This window comes from Streptomyces sp. NPDC006739 (genome assembly GCF_042869815.1).
In the GTDB taxonomy this organism is placed as follows: Bacteria; Actinomycetota; Actinomycetes; order Streptomycetales; family Streptomycetaceae; genus Streptomyces.
On sequence record NZ_JBIAGM010000007.1, the window covers coordinates 277,801 to 294,935 of the forward strand.

Sequence of the window (17,135 nt, forward strand, 5' to 3'; positions counted from 1 at the left end):
TGGGCATGCTCCCGTCAATCACCTGAACATCATTGGTGGAACCTGTGCGCACCAGCCCCATCGAAAGTCGGCTGGGCTCCAGTAACGACTTCCCCAAGATTCCGGAAGACCGACTCCGCGAACTTGTTAGGCAAGCCTTGCCTGCTTTACGTTCTGTGCGCTTCCTTTGTGCACCAGACCGGAGTCCCCATGTCCAGCGCCAACATCGCCCTGCTCGGCGCCATCGCAGGCTTCACCATCTACCTCGGCCTCCCCATCGGCCGTCTGCGCTCACCCGCACCCCGACTGAAGGCCGGCCTGAACGCCGTGGCCATCGGCATCCTGATCTTCCTCGTGTGGGATGTGCTGACGCACGCCTGGGAGCCCGTCGACGAGGCACTGAGCAAGCACAACTGGGGGACCGTCGCCTCGGGCGGCTTCACCCTTGCCGCAGGCCTGACCATCGGGCTCGCCGGACTCGTGCACTACGACGCCTGGATCGCCCGTCGCCGGAGCGCCACCGCCCGGCCGGCCGGGCCGGGTGCCGCCGCGGCGTCCGAGCTGGCGCCGAAGGCGCGCAGTCAGGCGGGCTCGCTCGCCCTGATGATCGCCACCGGCATCGGTCTGCACAACTTCGCCGAGGGCCTGGCCATCGGCAACTCCGCCGCCCAGGGTGAGATCTCCCTGGCCGTCCTGCTGATCACGGGCTTCGGCCTGCACAACGCCACCGAGGGCTTCGGTATCGTCGCCCCCCTGGCCGCCGAGGGTGAACGCCCCTCCTGGCTCACCCTGTTGTGGCTCGGCCTGATCGGCGGCGGCCCGACCTTCGTCGGCACGCTGGTGGGGCAGCACCTGGTCAACGACACCCTGTCCATCGCCTTCCTCGGCCTCGCCGCCGGCTCGATCCTCTACGTCGTGATCGAACTGCTGGCCGTCGCCCGCAAGACCGGTTTCAAGACACTCACCACCTGGTGCGTCCTGGCCGGCCTCCTGCTCGGCTTCGCCACGGACGCCGTCGTCACGGCCGCCGGCGCCTGAACCGGCGGCCGGACCACAGACCGCCACCGCCAGCCGGGAGAAGCCGCCGGCACCTGCCACCGGCGGTCGATGGGCCGGGCGATCCTCGTCAGGAGCGGGTGGCGGTCTCGCTGTCCGGATAGAGCGGGAAGATCTGGTCGAGGCCGACGATGCGGAGCACGCGCAGGGTGTGCGGCGGGACCGCGGCGAGCGCGATGCCCGCCTGGGCGGCGTGCGCGTGGTTGCGTGCGGCGATCAGGGCGGTGATGCCGCTCGAGTCGCAGAATTCCATGGCGGCCAGATCCAGGACGAGGTGTTGGCCCGGTCGGAGGACGATGGTGGCGAGGTGATCGCGCAGCTGGGTGGCGCTGTTGTAGTCCAGTGCTCCGATGATCTCCAGAACGGGACCGGTCATGGCGTCTCGGGTGATGATCTTCAGTGGGCTCATTCTGGTGTTCTTGTCGTCGGGCAGGCGGGGAGGTCGGCGGGGGCGCCGAGGGCGAGCACGGCGGTGTCGTCGTCGAGACCGTCACCGAAGCTGTCGAGCAGCCCGGTGACGGCCTGGACGACGGCGCGCGGGGATTTGCCGGCCTGGCTGGTGGCGAAGGCGAGCAGGCCGTCGTCACCGTAGAGGCTGGTGCGGTCGTTGCCGGTGCGGGCTTCGGTGAGGCCGTCGGTGTAGAGCAGGAGCGTGTCGCCGGGACTGAGGACTGTGCTGACGGCGGTGAAGCAGGCCTCGGGCAGGATGCCCACGAGGAGGCCACCGGGGGTGGGCAGGTAGCCGGCCGTGCCGTCGGCGCGCAGGACGAGCACGGGCGGATGGCCGCCCGAGGCGAGCTGGACGGCGACCTGTCCGGTGGCGGGGTCGAATTCGAGCGTGCCGAATATGGCCGTGCAGTAGCGCGGATCGCCGCCGGCGGCGTAGCGCTCGTGCAGCACCGTGTTCAGGGTGGTCAGGGCGGACACGGGGTCGGGGTCGTGCAGGGCGGCGGCGCGCAGGGTGTACCGGGTCAGTGAGGTGAGTGCCGCGGCCTGCGGGCCCTTGCCGCACACGTCGCCGAGGAAGAACGCGAAACGTTTGCCGTCGACGGGGAAGACGTCGTAAAAGTCGCCGCCCAGCCGGTCCGGCGAGGCCGTGTGGTAGTAGGCGGCCGTCTCCACGCCCGGGACCTGCGGCAGGCTGTCGGGCAGCAGCGACTGCTGCAGTACGGCGAGGGCGTCCTGCAGCCGGGCCCGGTCGGCCTCGGCCTGCTTGCGCGCCTCTTCGGCCGCTTGTTGACGGCGCAGGAGTTCCTCTTCGTAGGCGCGGCGGTCCCGGGCGTCGAAGAGGGTGGTGCGCGTCAGCAGCGGCTCGCCCATGGTGCCGTGCTTGACCACCGAGGAGACCAGCACGGGTATCCGGCCGCCGTCGGCCTGCTTGATGTCCAGGGCGATCCCGCTGGCCTCGCCCTGCATCCGCAGCAGCGGCGCGAAGTGTGTCTCGTGGTAGAGCTTGCCGCCCACGGTCAGCAGGTCGGTGAACCGCATACGGCCCACCACTGCCTCGCGACGCAGGCCGAGCCAGTCCAAGAGCGTGGCGTTGATCTTCGCGATGGTGCCGTCCATCAGCGTCGACAGATATCCGCACGGGGCGGACTCGTACAGGTCTTCGGCGCTGTCCTCCAGCAGCGTGGCGAAGGCCGCGTCCGAGGCCCTCTCGTCGTCGGCGTCATGGGGGCCGGGCTGCTGTTCGGTGCGGCACATCATCGCAGGGCCGCCAGGAACTCCGTGATCGCCTGGTTGGTGGCCTCGGGGGCGGACAGGTGGGGGCAGTGCCCGGTGGCGTCGAGAGTGACCAGCGTCGAGCCGTGAACCGCCTGGTGGACGAAGGCGCCGACCTCTCGGGGAGCGATGACGTCCTGGGTGCATTCCAGCACCAGCGTCGGAACCCGCAGGTCCTTCAGGTCGTCCCGCGAGTCCGACAGGAAGGTGGTCCGTGCGAAGACGCGCGCCATGTCCGGGTCGGTGGCGCAGAAGCTGTTCTTGAGTTCCACGCCGAGTTCGGGTCGGTCGGCATTTCCCATGATCACCGGTGCCATCGCCGCCGACCAGCCGAGATAGTTCGACTCCAGTGACTCGAGCAGCTCGTCGATGTCCTCGGCGCTGAAACCGCCCCGGTAGCCCTCGGCGTCGATGTACCGCGGCGACGGCGCCACCATCACCAGCGCGCCGATCCGCTCCGGAGCCATGCCGACGGCCAGTACGCCGATCATCGCGCTGACCGAATGCCCCACGAACACCGCGTCGCGCAGGTCCAGAGCCTCACACACCTCCACCACGTCCCTGGCGTATCCGTCCAGGGCGGAGTACCGGTCCTCGGAGAACGCCGCCGGGTCGGAGCGGCCCGAGCCGACGTAGTCGAACAGCACGACCCGGTAGTCCCGGACCAGCGCAGGGACCGTCAACCGCCACATGTTCTGGTCACAGCCGAACCCATGCGCAAGCACCACCGTGCGCCCTTCGGGGTTGCCGGTGACGGTGACGTTGTTCCTGCGGACGATATCCATTCCGCCAGTGTCTCAGGCCGGTCCCGGGACCCTGTGCCGGGTGGTCAGCTCTTTTCTGGGCGCCCCGCACCGCCGGGGCGGGGCACGTGAACGGCCAGGACGGCGGCGTCGTCGTCCACCCCGGCGCCGAGCGTGTCGAGGAGATCGCGGATGGCTGAGACCGTGCTCTGGGCGGTGCTGGGGGCCAGGGCGCGGCCGAAGCCGAGGAGTGCGTCGTCACCGTAGCGGTCGCCGCGCACGGTCGTGCGGGCTTCGGTGAGACCGTCGGTGTACAGGAGCAGGGTGTCGCCGGGATCGAGGCGGAAGGCGGTGGTGGCGATGCCGGCGTCGGGAAGGGCACCGATGAGCTGGCCGCCGGGCGTCGGCAGGAAGTCGGCGGTGCCGTCGGCGCGGAGCAGCAGGGCCGGGGGATGGCCACCACTGGCCAGGGTGATGCGGAATCCGCCGTCGCCGCCGTCGGGGGTGAGCAGGCCGAACAGGACGGTGCAGAACCGTGGGTCGGTGCCGTTGTACTCCTGGTTGAGGACGGTGTTGAGGTTCCTCAGGACCTCGGCGGGGTCGGGGTCGTAGACCGCTGCGGCACGCAGGGTGTAGCGGGTCAGGGAAGTGACGGCCGCCGCTTCGGCGCCCTTGCCGCACACGTCCCCCAGGAACATCCCCCAGGTCCCGGCGGCGAGGGGGAACAGGTCGTAGAAGTCTCCGCCGACCTCGTCGACGGAGGCGATGTGGTAATGCGCCGCCACGTCGAGGCCCGGCACGTTCGCCAGGACGGGCGGCAGCAGCGTGGCCTGCAGGGTGGTCGTCAGCTGCTGGAGGCGTTCGCGTTCGCGCTCGGAGTCCTGGCGGGCGCGCAGCAGCTCCTTCTCGTAGGCGCGGCGGTCGCCGGCGTCGAAGACGGTCGTGCGGATCAACAGCGGCTGTCCGTCGCTCCCGGTCTTGACGGTGGAGGTCACCAGGACCGGCAGCCGGCTGCCGTCGGCCGCCGCCATTTCCAGCGCGATGCCGCTGATCTCGCCCTGCATGCGCAGCAGCGGCGCGAAGTGCGTCTCGTGGTACAGCCGCCCGCCGACCGTGAGGAGGTCGGAGAACCTCCTGCGGCCGACGAGGTCCTCGCGCCGGTAGCCCAGCCAGTTCAGCAGGGTGGTGTTGACCTTGGCGATCTGGCCGTCCAGCAGGGTGGACAGGTATCCGCACGGAGCGTTTTCGTACAGGTCCTCGGGGCTGTCCTCCAGCAGGGCGGAGAACGGCTGCTCGTCGCCCGTGCGCTCGTCGGGCTCCGGGTGCGGTTCGCCGTCGGCCCGGCACATCATCGCGGTGTCCCGGTCGGGTCAAGGGCGATGTGCCGGCCGTCTTCGACCTGCGCCTCGACGAAGGGGCCGAATCCCGTGTGCCTGAGGCCGGACGCCCGCACCCGGCTCCTGCCTCGCACGTCCATACGACTCATCCTCGCAGAACGCAGACCCCGGGACCCGGCGAGCGACCCGTGATCACGGGCCGAGCGGATGTCACCGGGGCGGTGGGCCGCGACCTCGCACGCTCTCCGTGCTTGGAGGGCTTTTGACATAACCGCAGGACTGGAGATCGAGCGCACGGCAATGAGCAAGTGGTGACACGCATAGCAATCGTCGTCCTGACTCTCGTCGCGGGTGTGCTGGCGTCCCTGGCAGCGGCCTGGGCCTCCCTTTGGTGGTTGCTCGCCGCCGTGCCGGTGACGCTGCTGGGGCTGCTGGGAGTGTGGGACCTGCTGCAACGCCGGCATTCGGTGTTGCGCAACTACCCCGTCCTCGGCCATGCCCGCTATCTCATGGAGCGCATACGTCCGGAACTGCAGCAGTACTTCATCGAGCGGAACTTCGACGGCCGGCCCTTCGACCGTGACGTACGCAGCATCGTCTACGAGCGTGCCAAGGGCACCGACGCGGAGGAGCCGTACGGCACCGAACGGGACGTCTACCTGCCCGGTTACGAGTTCCTGGTCCCGTCGATGGCGCCCTGCCCGGTACCGGAGTCCCCGCCCCGCGTGCGGATCGGCGGCCCCGACTGCGGCCGCCCCTACGACATGGCGCTGCTGAACGTGTCGGCGATGAGCTTCGGCTCGCTGTCGGCCAACGCGATCCTGGCCCTCAACGGCGGGGCGGCGGCCGGCGGTTTCGCCCACGACACCGGTGAGGGCGGGCTGTCGGAGTACCACCTGCGTCCTGGCGGCGACCTCGTGTGGGAGATCGGCACCGGATACTTCGGCTGCCGCACGCGCGACGGCGACTTCGACCCCGCCGAGTTCTCCGACAAGGCGGCGCACGATCATGTGAAGTGCGTGTCCCTGAAACTCTCGCAGGGCGCCAAGCCGGGCATCGGAGGGGTTCTCCCGGGAGCCAAGGTGAACGCCGAGATCGCCCGGGTCCGGGACGTGCCCGAGGGGCGCACGGTCGTCTCTCCGCCCTATCACCGCGTGTTCTCCACCCCGCGCGAACTCGTCCGCTTCATCGCCCGTATGCGTGAGCTGTCCGGTGGGAAGCCCACCGGATTCAAGCTGTGCGTCGGTTCCCGCCGGCAGTTCCTGGCCGTGTGCAAGGCCATGCTGGAAGAGGGCACGGCACCCGACTTCATCGTGGTCGACGGCGCCGAGGGCGGGACCGGTGCCGCGCCGCTGGAGTTCGCCGACCATGTGGGCACCCCGCTCACCGAGGGTTTGCTCACCGTGCACAACGCGCTCGTCGGCGTGGGCCTGCGCGACCGGGTCCGGATCGGGGCGAGCGGCAAGATCGCCACCGGTACGGATCTCGTCAAACGCATGGTTCAGGGCGCCGACTACGGCAACGCGGCGCGAGCCATGATGTTCGCCGTGGGCTGCATCCAGGCGCAGCGGTGCCACACCAACACCTGCCCCACCGGTGTCACGACCCAGGACCCCCGCCGAGCCCGGGCCCTGGACGTGCGGGACAAGACGCCACGCGTCCAGCGCTTCCAGCAGGCGACCGTGGCCTCCGCTTTGCAGATCATGGCGTCCATGGGCGTCACCGATCCCGCACAGCTGCGCCCCCACATGCTCCGCCGGCGCATCGACCCCCTCACCGAACGCTCCTACGAGGAGCTGTACGAGTGGCTCGCGCCCGGGCAGTTGCTCGCCGAGCCGCCGGCTTCCTGGGCGGCCGACTGGCAGGCCGCCGACCCCGACCGTTTCACCGTATGACCTGGAGGAATCACGTGGCCCGTACCGTTGCCCGCGTCATCGTCGACGCGCTGAGCGAGCTTGGCGTGCGCCAGGTGTTCGGCGTCGTGGGAGACGCCCTCAACCCGCTCACGGACGCCATCCGCACCACCGAGGGACTGGAGTGGGTGGGGTGCCGGCACGAGGAGGCGGCGGCCTTCGCCGCGAGCGCGCGGTCGCAGCTGACCGGAACCCTCGGCGTCTGCATGGGCACGGTCGGCCCCGGATCCGTGCACCTGCTCAACGGTCTGTACGACGCCGCCAAGAGCCACGCCCCCGTCCTGGCGATCGCCGGCCAGGTCCCGCTCGCGGAAATCGGCAGCGACTACTTCCAGGAGGTCGACAACGACGCCCTCTTCAGTGACGTGGCCGTCTTCCGCGCGACCGTCACCTCGCCCGACCAGCTGCCGCAGATGCTGGAGACGGCGGTGCGCCACGCCCAGGGCCGCAAGGGCGTCGCCGTCCTCACCGTGCCCGGCGACCTGGGCGAGCGTGAACTGACCGCCGACCGCCCGCCGCGGTTCTCCCTGCACACTCCCGTCAGCCGGCCGGAGGAGTCCGCCGTCCGCCGTGCCGCGGAAATCCTCGACCGCTCCGAGCGCGTCACCCTGCTCGTCGGTGAGGGAGCCCGGGCCGCCCGCGAGGACGTCCTCACCCTCGCCGACCGCCTGGCCGCACCCATGGTGCTCACCCTGAAGGCCAAGGCCGGCTTCGAGGGCGACACCAACCCCTTCCAGGTGGGGCAGACCGGGCTGATCGGCAACCCCGCCGCGGCTGCCGCCCTCCAGGACGCGGACACCCTGCTGCTGCTCGGCACCGACTTCCCCTACCGGGACTGGTATCCCGAGGGCCGTACCGTGGTCCAGGTGGACACCGAGGCCAGCCACATCGGACGCCGGGTACCGGTCGACGTCGGGCTCGTGGGGGACACCGGCGCCACCGTACGCGACCTTCTGGACCACCTCGCCGCCGCTCCGGCCGGGGCCGAGGGCGCACGCGACCGCGCGCATCTGGACAAGGCACGCGAACGCTTCCACCAGTGGCGCACCGGTCAGGCACGGCTCGCCGACCCCTCGCACGACAAGGGTCTGGTGGGCCGTGTCCGCTCCGCGCTGGACAACCGCGGCCACGACATCCGCCCGGAGACCCTGGCCGCGGCGGTCGACCGCATCGCGGACGACGACGCCGTCTTCACCTCCGACACCGGCATGGCCACGGTGTGGCTCTCACGCTTCGTCGACATGCGCGGCGAGCGGCGCCTCATCGGCTCCTACAACCTCGGCTCGATGGCCAACGCCATGCCCCAGGCGCTGGGCATCCAGAGCGTGGACCGCGAGCGCCAGGTCATCGCCTTCTGCGGCGACGGTGGACTGAGCATGCTCCTCGGTGACCTCATGACCCTGAAGACGTACCGGCTGCCCGTCAAGCTCGTCGTCTTCGACAACCGCCGGCTGGGCATGGTGAAGCTAGAACAGGAGCAGGCGGGTCTGCCCGAGTTCGGCACGGTGCTCGACAACCCCGACTTCGCCGCCGTGGCCGAGGCCATGGGAATCACCGGCATCCGCGTGACGGACCCGGCCGACGTGGAGAGCGCCGTGCGACGCGCCTTCCGCAGTCCGGGACCGGTGCTGCTCGACGTCCTCACCAACCCGGACGAGATCGCCGTTCCGGCCAAGCCGACCGTCGAGCAGGGCTGGGGGTTCGCGGTGGCCAAGGTGAAGGAAGTCGTACGGAGCCACGGAGAGCCGAACGGGAACTGACGCATCCGAGGAATGCCGCCCGGTGTCCGGGGTATTCGCGTGCTTGCCGGGCGCTGGACCGGCGATGACGAAGCTGAACGACTGGGAGGGGTTCCCGATGATGCCGACCACGGCCCTGCGGACTGCCGAGCGGACGGTGGACGTCCCTGAGGTCACGGACCCGTCCAAGGTCGCGCCGAAGGACGCCCGGGAGTTGTCGAAGGTGTTCTTCGACCAGCTGGCGGTGCTGGAGGAGGGCACGCAGGAGTACCAGTACGCGCGCAACACGCTGATCGAGATGAACATGTCCCTCGTCCGCTACGCGGCCGGCCGGTTCCGCAGCCGGGGGCCGGAGGAGATGGAGGACATCGTCCAGGTCGGCATGATCGGGCTGATCAAGGCGATCGACCGGTTCGAGCTGTCCCGCGAGGTGGAGTTCACCTCCTTCGCCGTGCCGTACATCGTGGGAGAGATCAAGCGGTTCTTCCGCGACACCTCCTGGGCCGTGCATGTGCCCCGTCGGCTGCAGGAGGCCCGCGTCCAGCTGGCACGCGCCAACGAGGAGCTGCGCAGCCGGCTGGGCCGCACGCCGACCACCAGGGAACTGTCCGAGCTGATGTCCCTCGACGAGAATGAGGTGGTCGAGGCCCAGCTGGCTTCCAACGGCTACAAGTCGGCCTCCTTGGACGCGGCGATCGGCGGCAGCGAGGACGGCGAGTCCGCCCTGCAGGACTTCATCGGCGACGAGGACGCGGCCCTGGAACTGGTCGAGGACTTCCACTCGCTCGCCCCGATGATCGCCGAACTGGACGAGCGGGACCGCAAGATCATCCATTGGCGCTTCGTGGAGGAACTGACCCAGGCCCAGATCGGCGAACGCCTGGGAGTCTCCCAGATGCACGTCTCCCGCCTGATCAACCGCCTCCTGGCCCGGCTGCGCGAAGGCATGCTGAGCACCTCCTGAGCGTCGCGGCCCCGGCAGCAGCACCGGCGGGTCCGCCCATGGACACATGGGCGGACCCGCCGGTGCTGCGTCCGGCCCACCGACCGGAGAGCGCCCGAGCGGTCGTGCGGGCAGTGCTCGGTGCCACCACGGGCTGACCTCCCCTCGGCCGGCCTCAGGCTCGTCCTGCTTCAACGGCGTGCGGGACCTGCCAGTCCGCTTTCGTAGGCGGCGATGACGAGTTGGGCCCGGTCCCTGGCCCCCAGCTTCGTCAGCAGATGGCTTACGTGGGTCTTGACCGTGCCCACGGTCAGATACAGCTCCGCCGCGATCTCGTTGTTGGACAGGCCACGTGCGATCAGGCCCAGCACGTCCCGCTCGCGGCCGGTCACCCCGTCCAGGGCATGGGTCACCGGGCCGGAGTAGCCGGGGCGGCGCACGTAGGTCTCGATGAGCCTGCGGGTGACGCCGGGTGACAGCAGCGACTCCCCGGTGGCGATCACCCGCACGGCGTCGATCAGGCGTGCGGGTGGAGTGTCCTTGAGGAGGAAGCCCGCGGCGCCTGCGCGGAGCGCCTCGAAGACGTACTCGTCCAGGTCGAAGGTGGTGAGCACCAGGACGTGGACGGGCACCGGAGAGGGACCGCCGAGCAGCGTGCGGATGGCCTCGATGCCGTTGAGTCCGGGCATCCGGATGTCCATCAGGGCCACATCCGGGCGCAGTTCACGGATCACCTTGACCGCCTGGCTGCCGTCGGCCGCCTCGCCGACGACCTGGAGGTCGCTTTCCGACTCGATCAGCACCCGGAACCCGGCACGCACCAGCGTCTCGTCGTCCACCACGACGACCCGCACCGTCATGCGCCCTCCAGATCGGCGCCCACGGGGAACCGGGCTGTTCCCTCGTCCGTGGCGTACGGCAGCCTGGCGGTGACGCGAAAGCCGTGCGGCGAGAGGGGGCCCGCGTGAACCTCGCCGCCGTAGAGGGTGGCGCGTTCCTTCATGCCGGTCAGGCCGTGACCATCGATGATCGGGGTGGTCGTGCGGCCGGCTCCGGCATCGACGACCGTGAGAGCGACCTCGCCCGGCGCGTAGGCGACCGTCGTCCGGGCGTGGCTGGTGCGGGCATGCTTGACGACGTTGGTCAGGGCCTCCTGCACGATGCGGTAGGCGGCGCGGTCCAGACCCCGGGGGAGGGGGAGCGGGTGACCACTGATCGTCAACTCGACCTGGACACCGGCCCGTCGGGTCTGTTCGAGGAGCGTGTCGAGGTCGTCCAGGCCGCCGGGCAGCCACTCCGCACCGTCATGATCGCGTAGGACACCCAGCAGTGAACGCAGCTCTCCCAGGGCTGCCCTGCTCGTCGTCTCGATGGCGGAGAGGGACTTCGCGGCCTCGTCGGGTCGGCTGCCGATGACGTGGTGGCCGACGCCCGCCTGGACCGCGACGATGCTCAGACTGTGCGCGACGACGTCGTGCAACTCCCGGGCGATGCGCATGCGTTCCTCGACGAGGAGGAGCTGTGCCCGCTCTTCGGCCTGCTCGACCAGGCCCCGGGTGTAGGCGCGGCCCTGTCTGGTGGACCATCCGATCGCCCAGGCGGCGGCCTCGACGATGAGGCTCTGGCTCATCCCCGGCCACCCCCAGTAGTCGTGCCCTGTTATGTGCTGCACAGGGTTCATCAAGGCGAGTTGTGCGACGCCCGCCAGCGCGCTCGCGTACGCCGCGACACGCGCGGGTCGGGCAACCGCCACCCCGTACACCAGCAGGGCGGTCGCCAGCACCCCTGTCAGGCTGAGCGCGCCGTCGGTGGCCATCACCACCGACGCCACCGCCAGTGCAGGCAGTGGCAGCGGGCGCCGGACGGCGACGGCCACGCCCAACGAGCACGTCAGCACAATCTGCCATGCCGGCCAGCCCGTGCGGTGCGTGCCAAGCGTCCACCACAAGACGTTCGACGCCATCAGCACCATGGCCAAAAGCACATCCAGCCCGATGAGCTGAGTCGGTGTCAGCGCCCTGGCACGGGACGCCGCGCCAGGCCTCACCATCATGACTCGCATGCACCCGACCCTAGCCGTGGGGACGATCAACCGCCTCTGTCCAGAGACAGAGATCAGCCGGTCATCCCGTGGCCAGATCCGAGGGGCGGGCACCCTCTGCCAGGGTCGGCCACATGGATCTCTCCCGGACCCCCACCCGCCGATGGCTTTCCCCCGTGCCCTGGGGCTTCGCCCTGCTCGCCGCCGCGTCGTCCCTGACGTACGGCGGTGATCACGCGGTGAACGCCTGGGCATCGACCAACCTGGCCAACATGGGAGATCATCCTGTGGAGGCGCTCATCGCCTCCGCCTTCCTGTTCGGCGCCGATCCCTGGGTCTGTCTGCGCGGTATCGCCCTGGCCGGGGTCATGCTGGCGTTTCTCGTCCTCCGGTTCGGCACCATGCGGGCGGTCGCGCTGGTCGCGGCCGGCCAAGTCCTCGGCACACTGGTGAGCGAAGGGCTGCTGGCAGCGCGGATCGAGGCGGGCCAGGCGGACCCGGCGCTGCGTGCGACGCTGGACGTCGGCCCGTCCTACGTGATCGTCTCCGGCCTGGCCGCCGTGGTGGCAGCGGGGGCCAGGCGGTGGCACCGGTGGACCGCGCTCGCCGCGCTCGCGGTGCGCGCACCGCACATCACGAGCGGCCTGACCACGCTGGGGGTGACTCCCGTCGGTCATGTGACAGCACTGTCCATCGGCGTGCTGATGGCATGGAGCCTGCGGTCGGCCGACGCCCGCCGCCGCCATCTGCACCGACTGACGTTGCGCGCGGCACCTCTTCAGACCGAGGGGGGAGCAATGGTCACGTGCTCGGCACCCAGAGCCAAGTGGTCTCCCGACTCGACATACCCGAACAGGCCACGACCTCGGTGGAATTCCTGATCGCCCGGCTGCCCCCACTGTCGGTGATCAACGGATTGTTCGCCCTCGACTGGCTGATCGTGGTGGGTCTGATGATCGTCCGACCCGGCTCGACGACAGGTCCGTGGCTGGAGGCGTGCGACGGACGGGCCAGGCGGTGGCCTCCCATGTCAGGCACGACCCGGCCGGCGTCTCACCTGCCCGGTCCGCGCAGTGGCCGTGGCGATGTCGTACCCACGTAACCTCTTCCTGTGCCAGCCTCCCGTCAGCATCGCGTCGCCGTCCTTGTGCTCGAGGGTGCGAAGCCGCTCGATGTCGGAATCCCCGCGCAGGTCTTCACGACCCGCGCGAGCATGCCGTACGAGGTGCGGGTGTGCGGGGCGACACCCGGTCTGGTAACCGGCGGTGATGGCCTCGCCTACTACGTCGAACACGGCCTCGACGCCCTTGCGTGGGCCGACATCGTCTTCGTCCCCGGTTACCGGTTTCCCGACCGCGAGGACCCGCCGCGGGCCGTCGTCGACGCGCTGATCGCCGCCCACGCTCGGGCCGCGCGGCTCGCCGCCATCTCGACGGGAGCCTTCGCGCTCGCCGCCACCGGCCTGCTCGACGGCAGGCGCGCCACTACACACTGGCACTACACGCGGGCACTCGTGGCCAGGCATCCGCTCGTCCAGGTCGACGAGAACGTGCTGTTCGTCGACGAGGGCAGCGTGCTCACCTCGGCCGGCGCCGCCTCCGGCATCGACCTGTGCCTGCACATCCTGCGCGGCGACCTCGGAGTGGCCGCCTCGAATCACGCGGCCCGCCGCCTGGTGGCGGCCCCCTACCGCAGTGGCGGCCAGGCCCAGTACGTGCCGCGCAGCGTCCCCGAGCCGCTCGGCGAGCGTTTCGGCGCCACCCGGGAGTGGGCGCTGCACCGGCTCGGTGACCCCCTCACCCTCGACGTACTGGCGCGCCGGGCGGGGGTCTCGCCGCGCACGTTCTCACGGCGCTTCGTCGAGGAGACCGGCTACACGCCGATGCAGTGGGTGATGCGCGCTCGCATCGACCTGGCCCGTGAACTGCTGGAGCGATCGCAGCGCAGCGTCGAACAGATCGCCGCCGACGTCGGCCTCGGCACGGGCGCGAACCTGCGCCTGCACTTCCAGCGCATCCTGGGCACCACACCGAGCGAGTACCGGCGCACCTTCACCAGGGGCGAGTGACACCCGGTGGCGGGATCCTTTTGAACAGTGGCGATCACGCCACTGTCAGCCGAGTGAGCCGCGGGCGAGGCTGGTGGCGAAGGGAAGGGACACCATTTATGACTCGCATCGCCATCAACGGATTCGGCCGCATCGGACGCAATGTGCTGCGCGCACTGCTGGAGCGTGACAGCGCCCTTGAGGTCGTGGCCGTCAACGACCTCACGGAGCCCGCCACGCTCGCCAGGCTGCTGGCCTACGACAGCACGGCCGGCCGGCTCGGGCGTCCGGTGACCGTCGACGGGGACGCCCTCGTCGTCGACGGCCGCCGGATCACCGTGCTGGCCGAGCGCGAACCGGCGCAGCTTCCGTGGGCCGAACTCGGCGTCGACATCGTCCTGGAGGCCACCGGCCGCTTCACCTCGGCCAAGGCCGCCCGCGCCCACCTGGACGCCGGCGCGCGCAAGGTGCTCGTCAGCGCGCCGTCGGACGGCGCCGACGTCACGCTCGCGTTCGGGGTCAACACCGACGCCTACGACCCCGACCTGCACACCATCGTCTCGAACGCCTCCTGCACCACCAACGCGCTCGCGCCGCTGGCCGCGGTCCTCGACGAACTCGCCGGTATCGAGCACGGGTTCATGACGACGGTGCACGCCTACACGCAGGAGCAGAACCTGCAGGACGGTCCGCACCGCGACGCCCGTCGTGCCAGGGCCGCCGGCGTCAACATCGTGCCGACCACGACCGGCGCCGCCAAGGCGATCGGCGTGGTGCTGCCGAACCTCGACGGCAAGCTGTCGGGCGACTCGATCCGCGTACCGGTGCCGGTGGGCTCGATCGTCGAGCTCAACACGACCGTCTCCCGCGACGTGACGCGCGACGACGTGCTGGCGGCGTACCGCGCGGCAGCGCAGGGACCGCTCGCCGGCATCCTCGAGTACTCGGAGGATCCGCTCGTGTCGTCCGACATCACGGGCAATCCCGCATCGTCGATCTTCGACTCGGCCCTCACCCGCGTCGACGGCCGCCACGTCAAGGTGGTCGCGTGGTACGACAACGAGTGGGGCTTCTCGAACCGCGTGATCGACACGCTCGAGTTGCTCGCCACCCGCTGACCCACACCGGGCTGCTACCCCGGGCGACCAGACGTACGACAGCGCCTGGGCGGGCGGCCGGGAACACCGCGTTGGTCGCCGGGCCGACCGAGGACGGTCGGGCCATCTGCGCCCGCGCTTCGGCTCTGCTGCGCACCCGGCTCAAGGGCGGGCCCGGTACGGCCCATGGGGGAGGCATGGAAACACGTCTTCCCGCGGTCGCGCGTCGTGCCGTGTCCGGCCGCAGGCTCGGGGCGGCCGCCGGGCTCCTCGCGGTCCCCCGGGCGGTCGTGCCCGGCCGCCGGGCCAGAGCTGCCACACCCGACGACTGCCGCCCGAGGGTGGCGGTGACGGAGGGAGATGTCCGCCTGCGTGAGCTGTTCGGATCGGTGAACCGAGTGATCCGCACGCACGATCGGGTGGTCGCGGTGACATTCAACGCCGCCTGGAACGACGTCGGCTTGAACCGCGTCCTCGGTGACCTCGCCCGCCCGCCCGCACGCGCCCGCCACGTTCTTCCTGACCGGCGACTTCGCCGACCGCTGCCCGGAGGTGGCCAGGAGGCTCGCGGCCGCGGGGTATGGGCTCGGCAACCACTCCTACAGCCGTCCCTTCTTCAAGGACCTGACCGCCGCGGGACGGCGCCGTGAAGTCGGGGCAGCGGACTGCGCTCTGCGTGCGGCCGGGGCAGGGAGGGCCCTGACCCCGTTCTTCCGGTTTCCCTACAGCGAGACCAGCCCTGCCCAGATCAGGGAGGTCAACGCGCTGGGCTTCGCGGACATCGAGTTCACCACCGACACCAACGGATGGACGGGCGTCGAGGGCGGCAGGAGCGTGGACCGCGCGGTGCGCAGGGCGTTGGACGCTCTGCGCCCGGGCGCGATCGTGCAGAGGCACGTCGGGACGACCGAGGGCCAGAGCGAGGCGATCGACGCGCAGGCCCTGCCGCGGATCCTCGACGCGATCACCGCGCGTGGCTACCGCGTCATCGACCTCCGTACCCTCCTCGAGCCCGCGACCTTCGTGGCGCGGACCGCCGTCGAACGGTGAGTGGCCCGACCAGGTCGCGATGGCCGGGCACAGCGGTCCTATCGGAAAGCGGCGATGTAACGCCGAGCCCAGTCGGCGAAGGTACGGGGCGCGCGGCCCAGCACCTGCTCGACGTCGGCGCTGATGCGCAGTTCCGCGGGGGTGGGCTCGCCGAGGATGGTCAGCGTGGTCTCGGCAACGGGCCCGGGCATGAACTGCAGCATCTGCGCGAGGGCCTCCTCGCGGGTCTGTTCGATGAACCGGACGGGTTCGCCGAGTGCGTCGGCAATCGCCTGGGCCCGCCGGCGAGGCGTGGTGATCGCGGGCCCGGTCAGCTCGTAGATCCGTCCGGCGTGGCCGTCGCCTCGCAGGACTGCGGAGGCGACCTCGGCGATGTCGTCCGGGTCGATGGTCGGCAGGCCGATGTCGGCGAACGGTGCCGCGACGGTCCTGCGGGTACGGACCGACTCGGACCAGGCGTACGCGTTGGAGTGGAAACCCCCGGGCCGCAGGATCGTCCAGGACATGCCCGATCGCCGGACGGCTTCCTCGATGGTGCGCGCCGTGTCCCCGTGTGAGGCCGACCCGGGGCGGGTCGCGACTCCTTGGGAAGACAACAGGACGACTCGCTCGACGCCGCCGGCCTTGGCCACGTCGAGGATGTCCTGCGGCCTCAGGAGGTGCGCGCTGGGTCCTCCGTTCTGCAGGAACAGCGCGTCGGCTCCGTCGAGTACGGGCCGAAGGCTTTCCGGATCGACCAGGTCCGCCCGCGTGTACTCGACGTGCTCCGGCACGTCCGCCGCCGAGATCCCCCGGGATGTCGCGGTCACCTGTTCACCCTGTGCCGCGAGGGCCCGCACGAGCGATCGGCCGACGTTGCCGGTTGCCCCCGTCACTACGATCATGAACAACTCCCCTGTCGATTCAGCGTTGTTGTCACCACCCGAGCGGGCGGGACCGTCGCGGAGAACTGCTCTCCGGGCGACACGGGGACGCTAACACCGTCGATATAGTAGGTACCTAGAAGAAAGTGACTATCTCTCCAGGGGGTGTGCGTGGCCGGCGACACCGACCGGATGACAGCCGCTGCGACGGATCCGGAACTCGCCTGTCCGACCAGCGCGGTCGTGGACATCGTCTTCAGCCGGTGGACCACGCCGATCCTGTGGACCCTCAACACGCACGGCCGGCAACGGTTCGTCGAGTTGGAACGACGGATCGGCACGATCACACCGAAGGTGCTGACCCAGCGGCTGCGGCAGCTGGAACGCGACGGCATGGTCGTGCGTACGTACCATCCGGAGGTCCCCCCTCGGGTCGAGTACGAGATCAGCGAGCTGGGCCGCAGCCTCGCCCCGCTCTTCGCGCACCTCGCCGGTTGGGCCGCCGCCAACATGGACAAGGTCGAACGGGCCCGGCACGAATACGACACCGATCTTCCCCGATAGCGCGGCGGGGACGCAGTCGACCGTGTGCGCGCGACCGGCGT

At 70.3% G+C, this 17,135-nt stretch carries 16 protein-coding genes; 9 read left to right on the forward strand and 7 right to left on the reverse strand.

Going from position 1 to position 17,135, the window contains the following annotated elements; all coding sequences use genetic code 11:
* Positions 1-189: 189 nt before the first annotated feature.
* Positions 190-1,017 (forward strand): ZIP family metal transporter, encoded by an 828-nt coding sequence (locus tag ACFYMM_RS17220; RefSeq protein WP_388387146.1) that lies wholly within the window; start codon positions 190-192, stop codon positions 1,015-1,017.
* 88 nt (positions 1,018-1,105) lie between these two features.
* Here ACFYMM_RS17220 and ACFYMM_RS17225 read toward each other — a convergent pair whose 3' ends face one another.
* The 4 genes from ACFYMM_RS17225 to ACFYMM_RS17240 are packed head-to-tail and all read right to left on the reverse strand — an operon-like array spanning position 1,106 to position 4,849.
* On the reverse strand, positions 1,106-1,444 hold the full coding sequence (locus ACFYMM_RS17225; protein ID WP_388387148.1) for an STAS domain-containing protein: 339 nt from the start codon (positions 1,442-1,444) through the stop codon (positions 1,106-1,108).
* Entirely contained in the window at positions 1,441-2,739 is a 1,299-nt protein-coding gene (locus ACFYMM_RS17230) for a PP2C family protein-serine/threonine phosphatase (protein ID WP_388387351.1), read from the reverse strand. The genes ACFYMM_RS17225 and ACFYMM_RS17230 overlap by 4 nt, the downstream gene beginning before the upstream one ends.
* Positions 2,739-3,542 (reverse strand): alpha/beta fold hydrolase, encoded by an 804-nt coding sequence (locus tag ACFYMM_RS17235; protein WP_388387150.1) that lies wholly within the window; start codon positions 3,540-3,542, stop codon positions 2,739-2,741. The genes ACFYMM_RS17230 and ACFYMM_RS17235 overlap by 1 nt, the downstream gene beginning before the upstream one ends.
* A 44-nt stretch (positions 3,543-3,586) precedes the next feature.
* A complete protein-coding gene (locus ACFYMM_RS17240; protein WP_388387353.1) occupies positions 3,587-4,849 on the reverse strand; it encodes a SpoIIE family protein phosphatase in 1,263 nt (420 codons plus the stop codon).
* Positions 4,850-5,148: 299 nt separating this feature from the next.
* Between ACFYMM_RS17240 and ACFYMM_RS17245 the strand changes: the two genes are divergently transcribed.
* From ACFYMM_RS17245 to ACFYMM_RS17255, 3 genes are all read left to right on the forward strand, one after another.
* The gene (locus tag ACFYMM_RS17245; protein ID WP_388387152.1) at positions 5,149-6,732 is read left to right on the forward strand and encodes an FMN-binding glutamate synthase family protein; all 1,584 of its coding nucleotides are present in this window, start codon (positions 5,149-5,151) and stop codon (positions 6,730-6,732) included.
* 14 nt (positions 6,733-6,746) lie between these two features.
* Complete coding sequence (locus ACFYMM_RS17250; protein ID WP_388387154.1) at positions 6,747-8,510, forward strand: thiamine pyrophosphate-dependent enzyme; 1,764 nt, start codon at positions 6,747-6,749, stop codon at positions 8,508-8,510.
* Between the two features lie 97 nt (positions 8,511-8,607).
* Positions 8,608-9,453: an RNA polymerase sigma factor SigF gene (locus ACFYMM_RS17255; protein ID WP_388387355.1), complete on the forward strand. Its 846-nt coding sequence runs from the start codon at positions 8,608-8,610 to the stop codon at positions 9,451-9,453.
* A 170-nt stretch (positions 9,454-9,623) separates the two neighbouring features.
* Here ACFYMM_RS17255 and ACFYMM_RS17260 read toward each other — a convergent pair whose 3' ends face one another.
* Together ACFYMM_RS17260 and ACFYMM_RS17265 are read right to left on the reverse strand one after the other, a co-directional pair.
* Positions 9,624-10,292 carry a response regulator gene (locus tag ACFYMM_RS17260; RefSeq protein ID WP_388387156.1) on the reverse strand — a complete coding sequence of 223 codons (669 nt, stop codon included), beginning with the start codon at positions 10,290-10,292 and terminating at the stop codon, positions 9,624-9,626.
* On the reverse strand, positions 10,289-11,308 hold the full coding sequence (locus tag ACFYMM_RS17265; protein ID WP_388387158.1) for a sensor histidine kinase: 1,020 nt from the start codon (positions 11,306-11,308) through the stop codon (positions 10,289-10,291). Before ACFYMM_RS17265 ends, ACFYMM_RS17260 begins: the two co-directional genes overlap by 4 nt.
* 299 nt (positions 11,309-11,607) lie before the next feature.
* Between ACFYMM_RS17265 and ACFYMM_RS17270 the strand changes: the two genes are divergently transcribed.
* The 4 genes from ACFYMM_RS17270 to ACFYMM_RS17285 all read left to right on the forward strand — a co-directional run bounded on the left by ACFYMM_RS17270 (position 11,608) and on the right by ACFYMM_RS17285 (position 15,667).
* A complete protein-coding gene (locus ACFYMM_RS17270) occupies positions 11,608-12,354 on the forward strand; it encodes a rhomboid-like protein (protein ID WP_388387160.1) in 747 nt (248 codons plus the stop codon).
* A 230-nt stretch (positions 12,355-12,584) separates the two neighbouring features.
* The gene (locus ACFYMM_RS17275) at positions 12,585-13,541 is read left to right on the forward strand and encodes a GlxA family transcriptional regulator (RefSeq protein WP_388387163.1); all 957 of its coding nucleotides are present in this window, start codon (positions 12,585-12,587) and stop codon (positions 13,539-13,541) included.
* Positions 13,542-13,639: 98 nt separating this feature from the next.
* Positions 13,640-14,638 (forward strand): type I glyceraldehyde-3-phosphate dehydrogenase, encoded by a 999-nt coding sequence (gap, locus tag ACFYMM_RS17280; RefSeq protein ID WP_388387165.1) that lies wholly within the window; start codon positions 13,640-13,642, stop codon positions 14,636-14,638.
* Positions 14,639-15,094: 456 nt separating this feature from the next.
* The gene (locus tag ACFYMM_RS17285) at positions 15,095-15,667 is read left to right on the forward strand and encodes a polysaccharide deacetylase family protein (protein WP_388387168.1); all 573 of its coding nucleotides are present in this window, start codon (positions 15,095-15,097) and stop codon (positions 15,665-15,667) included.
* Positions 15,668-15,705: 38 nt separating this feature from the next.
* Here the strand turns inward: ACFYMM_RS17285 and ACFYMM_RS17290 are convergent, their stop codons facing one another.
* Positions 15,706-16,551, reverse strand: a complete 846-nt coding sequence (locus ACFYMM_RS17290) for an SDR family oxidoreductase (RefSeq protein ID WP_388387170.1) — start codon at positions 16,549-16,551, stop codon at positions 15,706-15,708.
* Positions 16,552-16,722: 171 nt separating this feature from the next.
* On the opposite strand from ACFYMM_RS17290, the gene ACFYMM_RS17295 reads away from it, so the two are divergent.
* Positions 16,723-17,094, forward strand: a complete 372-nt coding sequence (locus ACFYMM_RS17295; protein ID WP_388387172.1) for a winged helix-turn-helix transcriptional regulator — start codon at positions 16,723-16,725, stop codon at positions 17,092-17,094.
* Positions 17,095-17,135: the final 41 nt, after the last annotated feature.

What these genes read in the sequence shown, in the direction of transcription:
- ACFYMM_RS17220 (WP_388387146.1), top strand. Translation starts at nt 190, where the DNA reads ATGTCCAGCGCCAACATCGCCCTGCTCGGCGCCATCGCAGGCTTCACC.
- ACFYMM_RS17225 (WP_388387148.1), bottom strand. Translation starts at nt 1,444, where the DNA reads ATGAGCCCACTGAAGATCATCACCCGAGACGCCATGACCGGTCCCGTT.
- ACFYMM_RS17230 (WP_388387351.1), bottom strand. Translation starts at nt 2,739, where the DNA reads ATGTGCCGCACCGAACAGCAGCCCGGCCCCCATGACGCCGACGACGAG.
- ACFYMM_RS17235 (WP_388387150.1), bottom strand. Translation starts at nt 3,542, where the DNA reads ATGGATATCGTCCGCAGGAACAACGTCACCGTCACCGGCAACCCCGAA.
- ACFYMM_RS17240 (WP_388387353.1), bottom strand. Translation starts at nt 4,849, where the DNA reads ATGTGCCGGGCCGACGGCGAACCGCACCCGGAGCCCGACGAGCGCACG.
- ACFYMM_RS17255 (WP_388387355.1), top strand. Translation starts at nt 8,608, where the DNA reads ATGATGCCGACCACGGCCCTGCGGACTGCCGAGCGGACGGTGGACGTC.
- ACFYMM_RS17260 (WP_388387156.1), bottom strand. Translation starts at nt 10,292, where the DNA reads ATGACGGTGCGGGTCGTCGTGGTGGACGACGAGACGCTGGTGCGTGCC.
- ACFYMM_RS17270 (WP_388387160.1), top strand. Translation starts at nt 11,608, where the DNA reads ATGGATCTCTCCCGGACCCCCACCCGCCGATGGCTTTCCCCCGTGCCC.
- gap (WP_388387165.1), top strand. Translation starts at nt 13,640, where the DNA reads ATGACTCGCATCGCCATCAACGGATTCGGCCGCATCGGACGCAATGTG.
- ACFYMM_RS17290 (WP_388387170.1), bottom strand. Translation starts at nt 16,551, where the DNA reads ATGATCGTAGTGACGGGGGCAACCGGCAACGTCGGCCGATCGCTCGTG.
- ACFYMM_RS17295 (WP_388387172.1), top strand. Translation starts at nt 16,723, where the DNA reads ATGACAGCCGCTGCGACGGATCCGGAACTCGCCTGTCCGACCAGCGCG.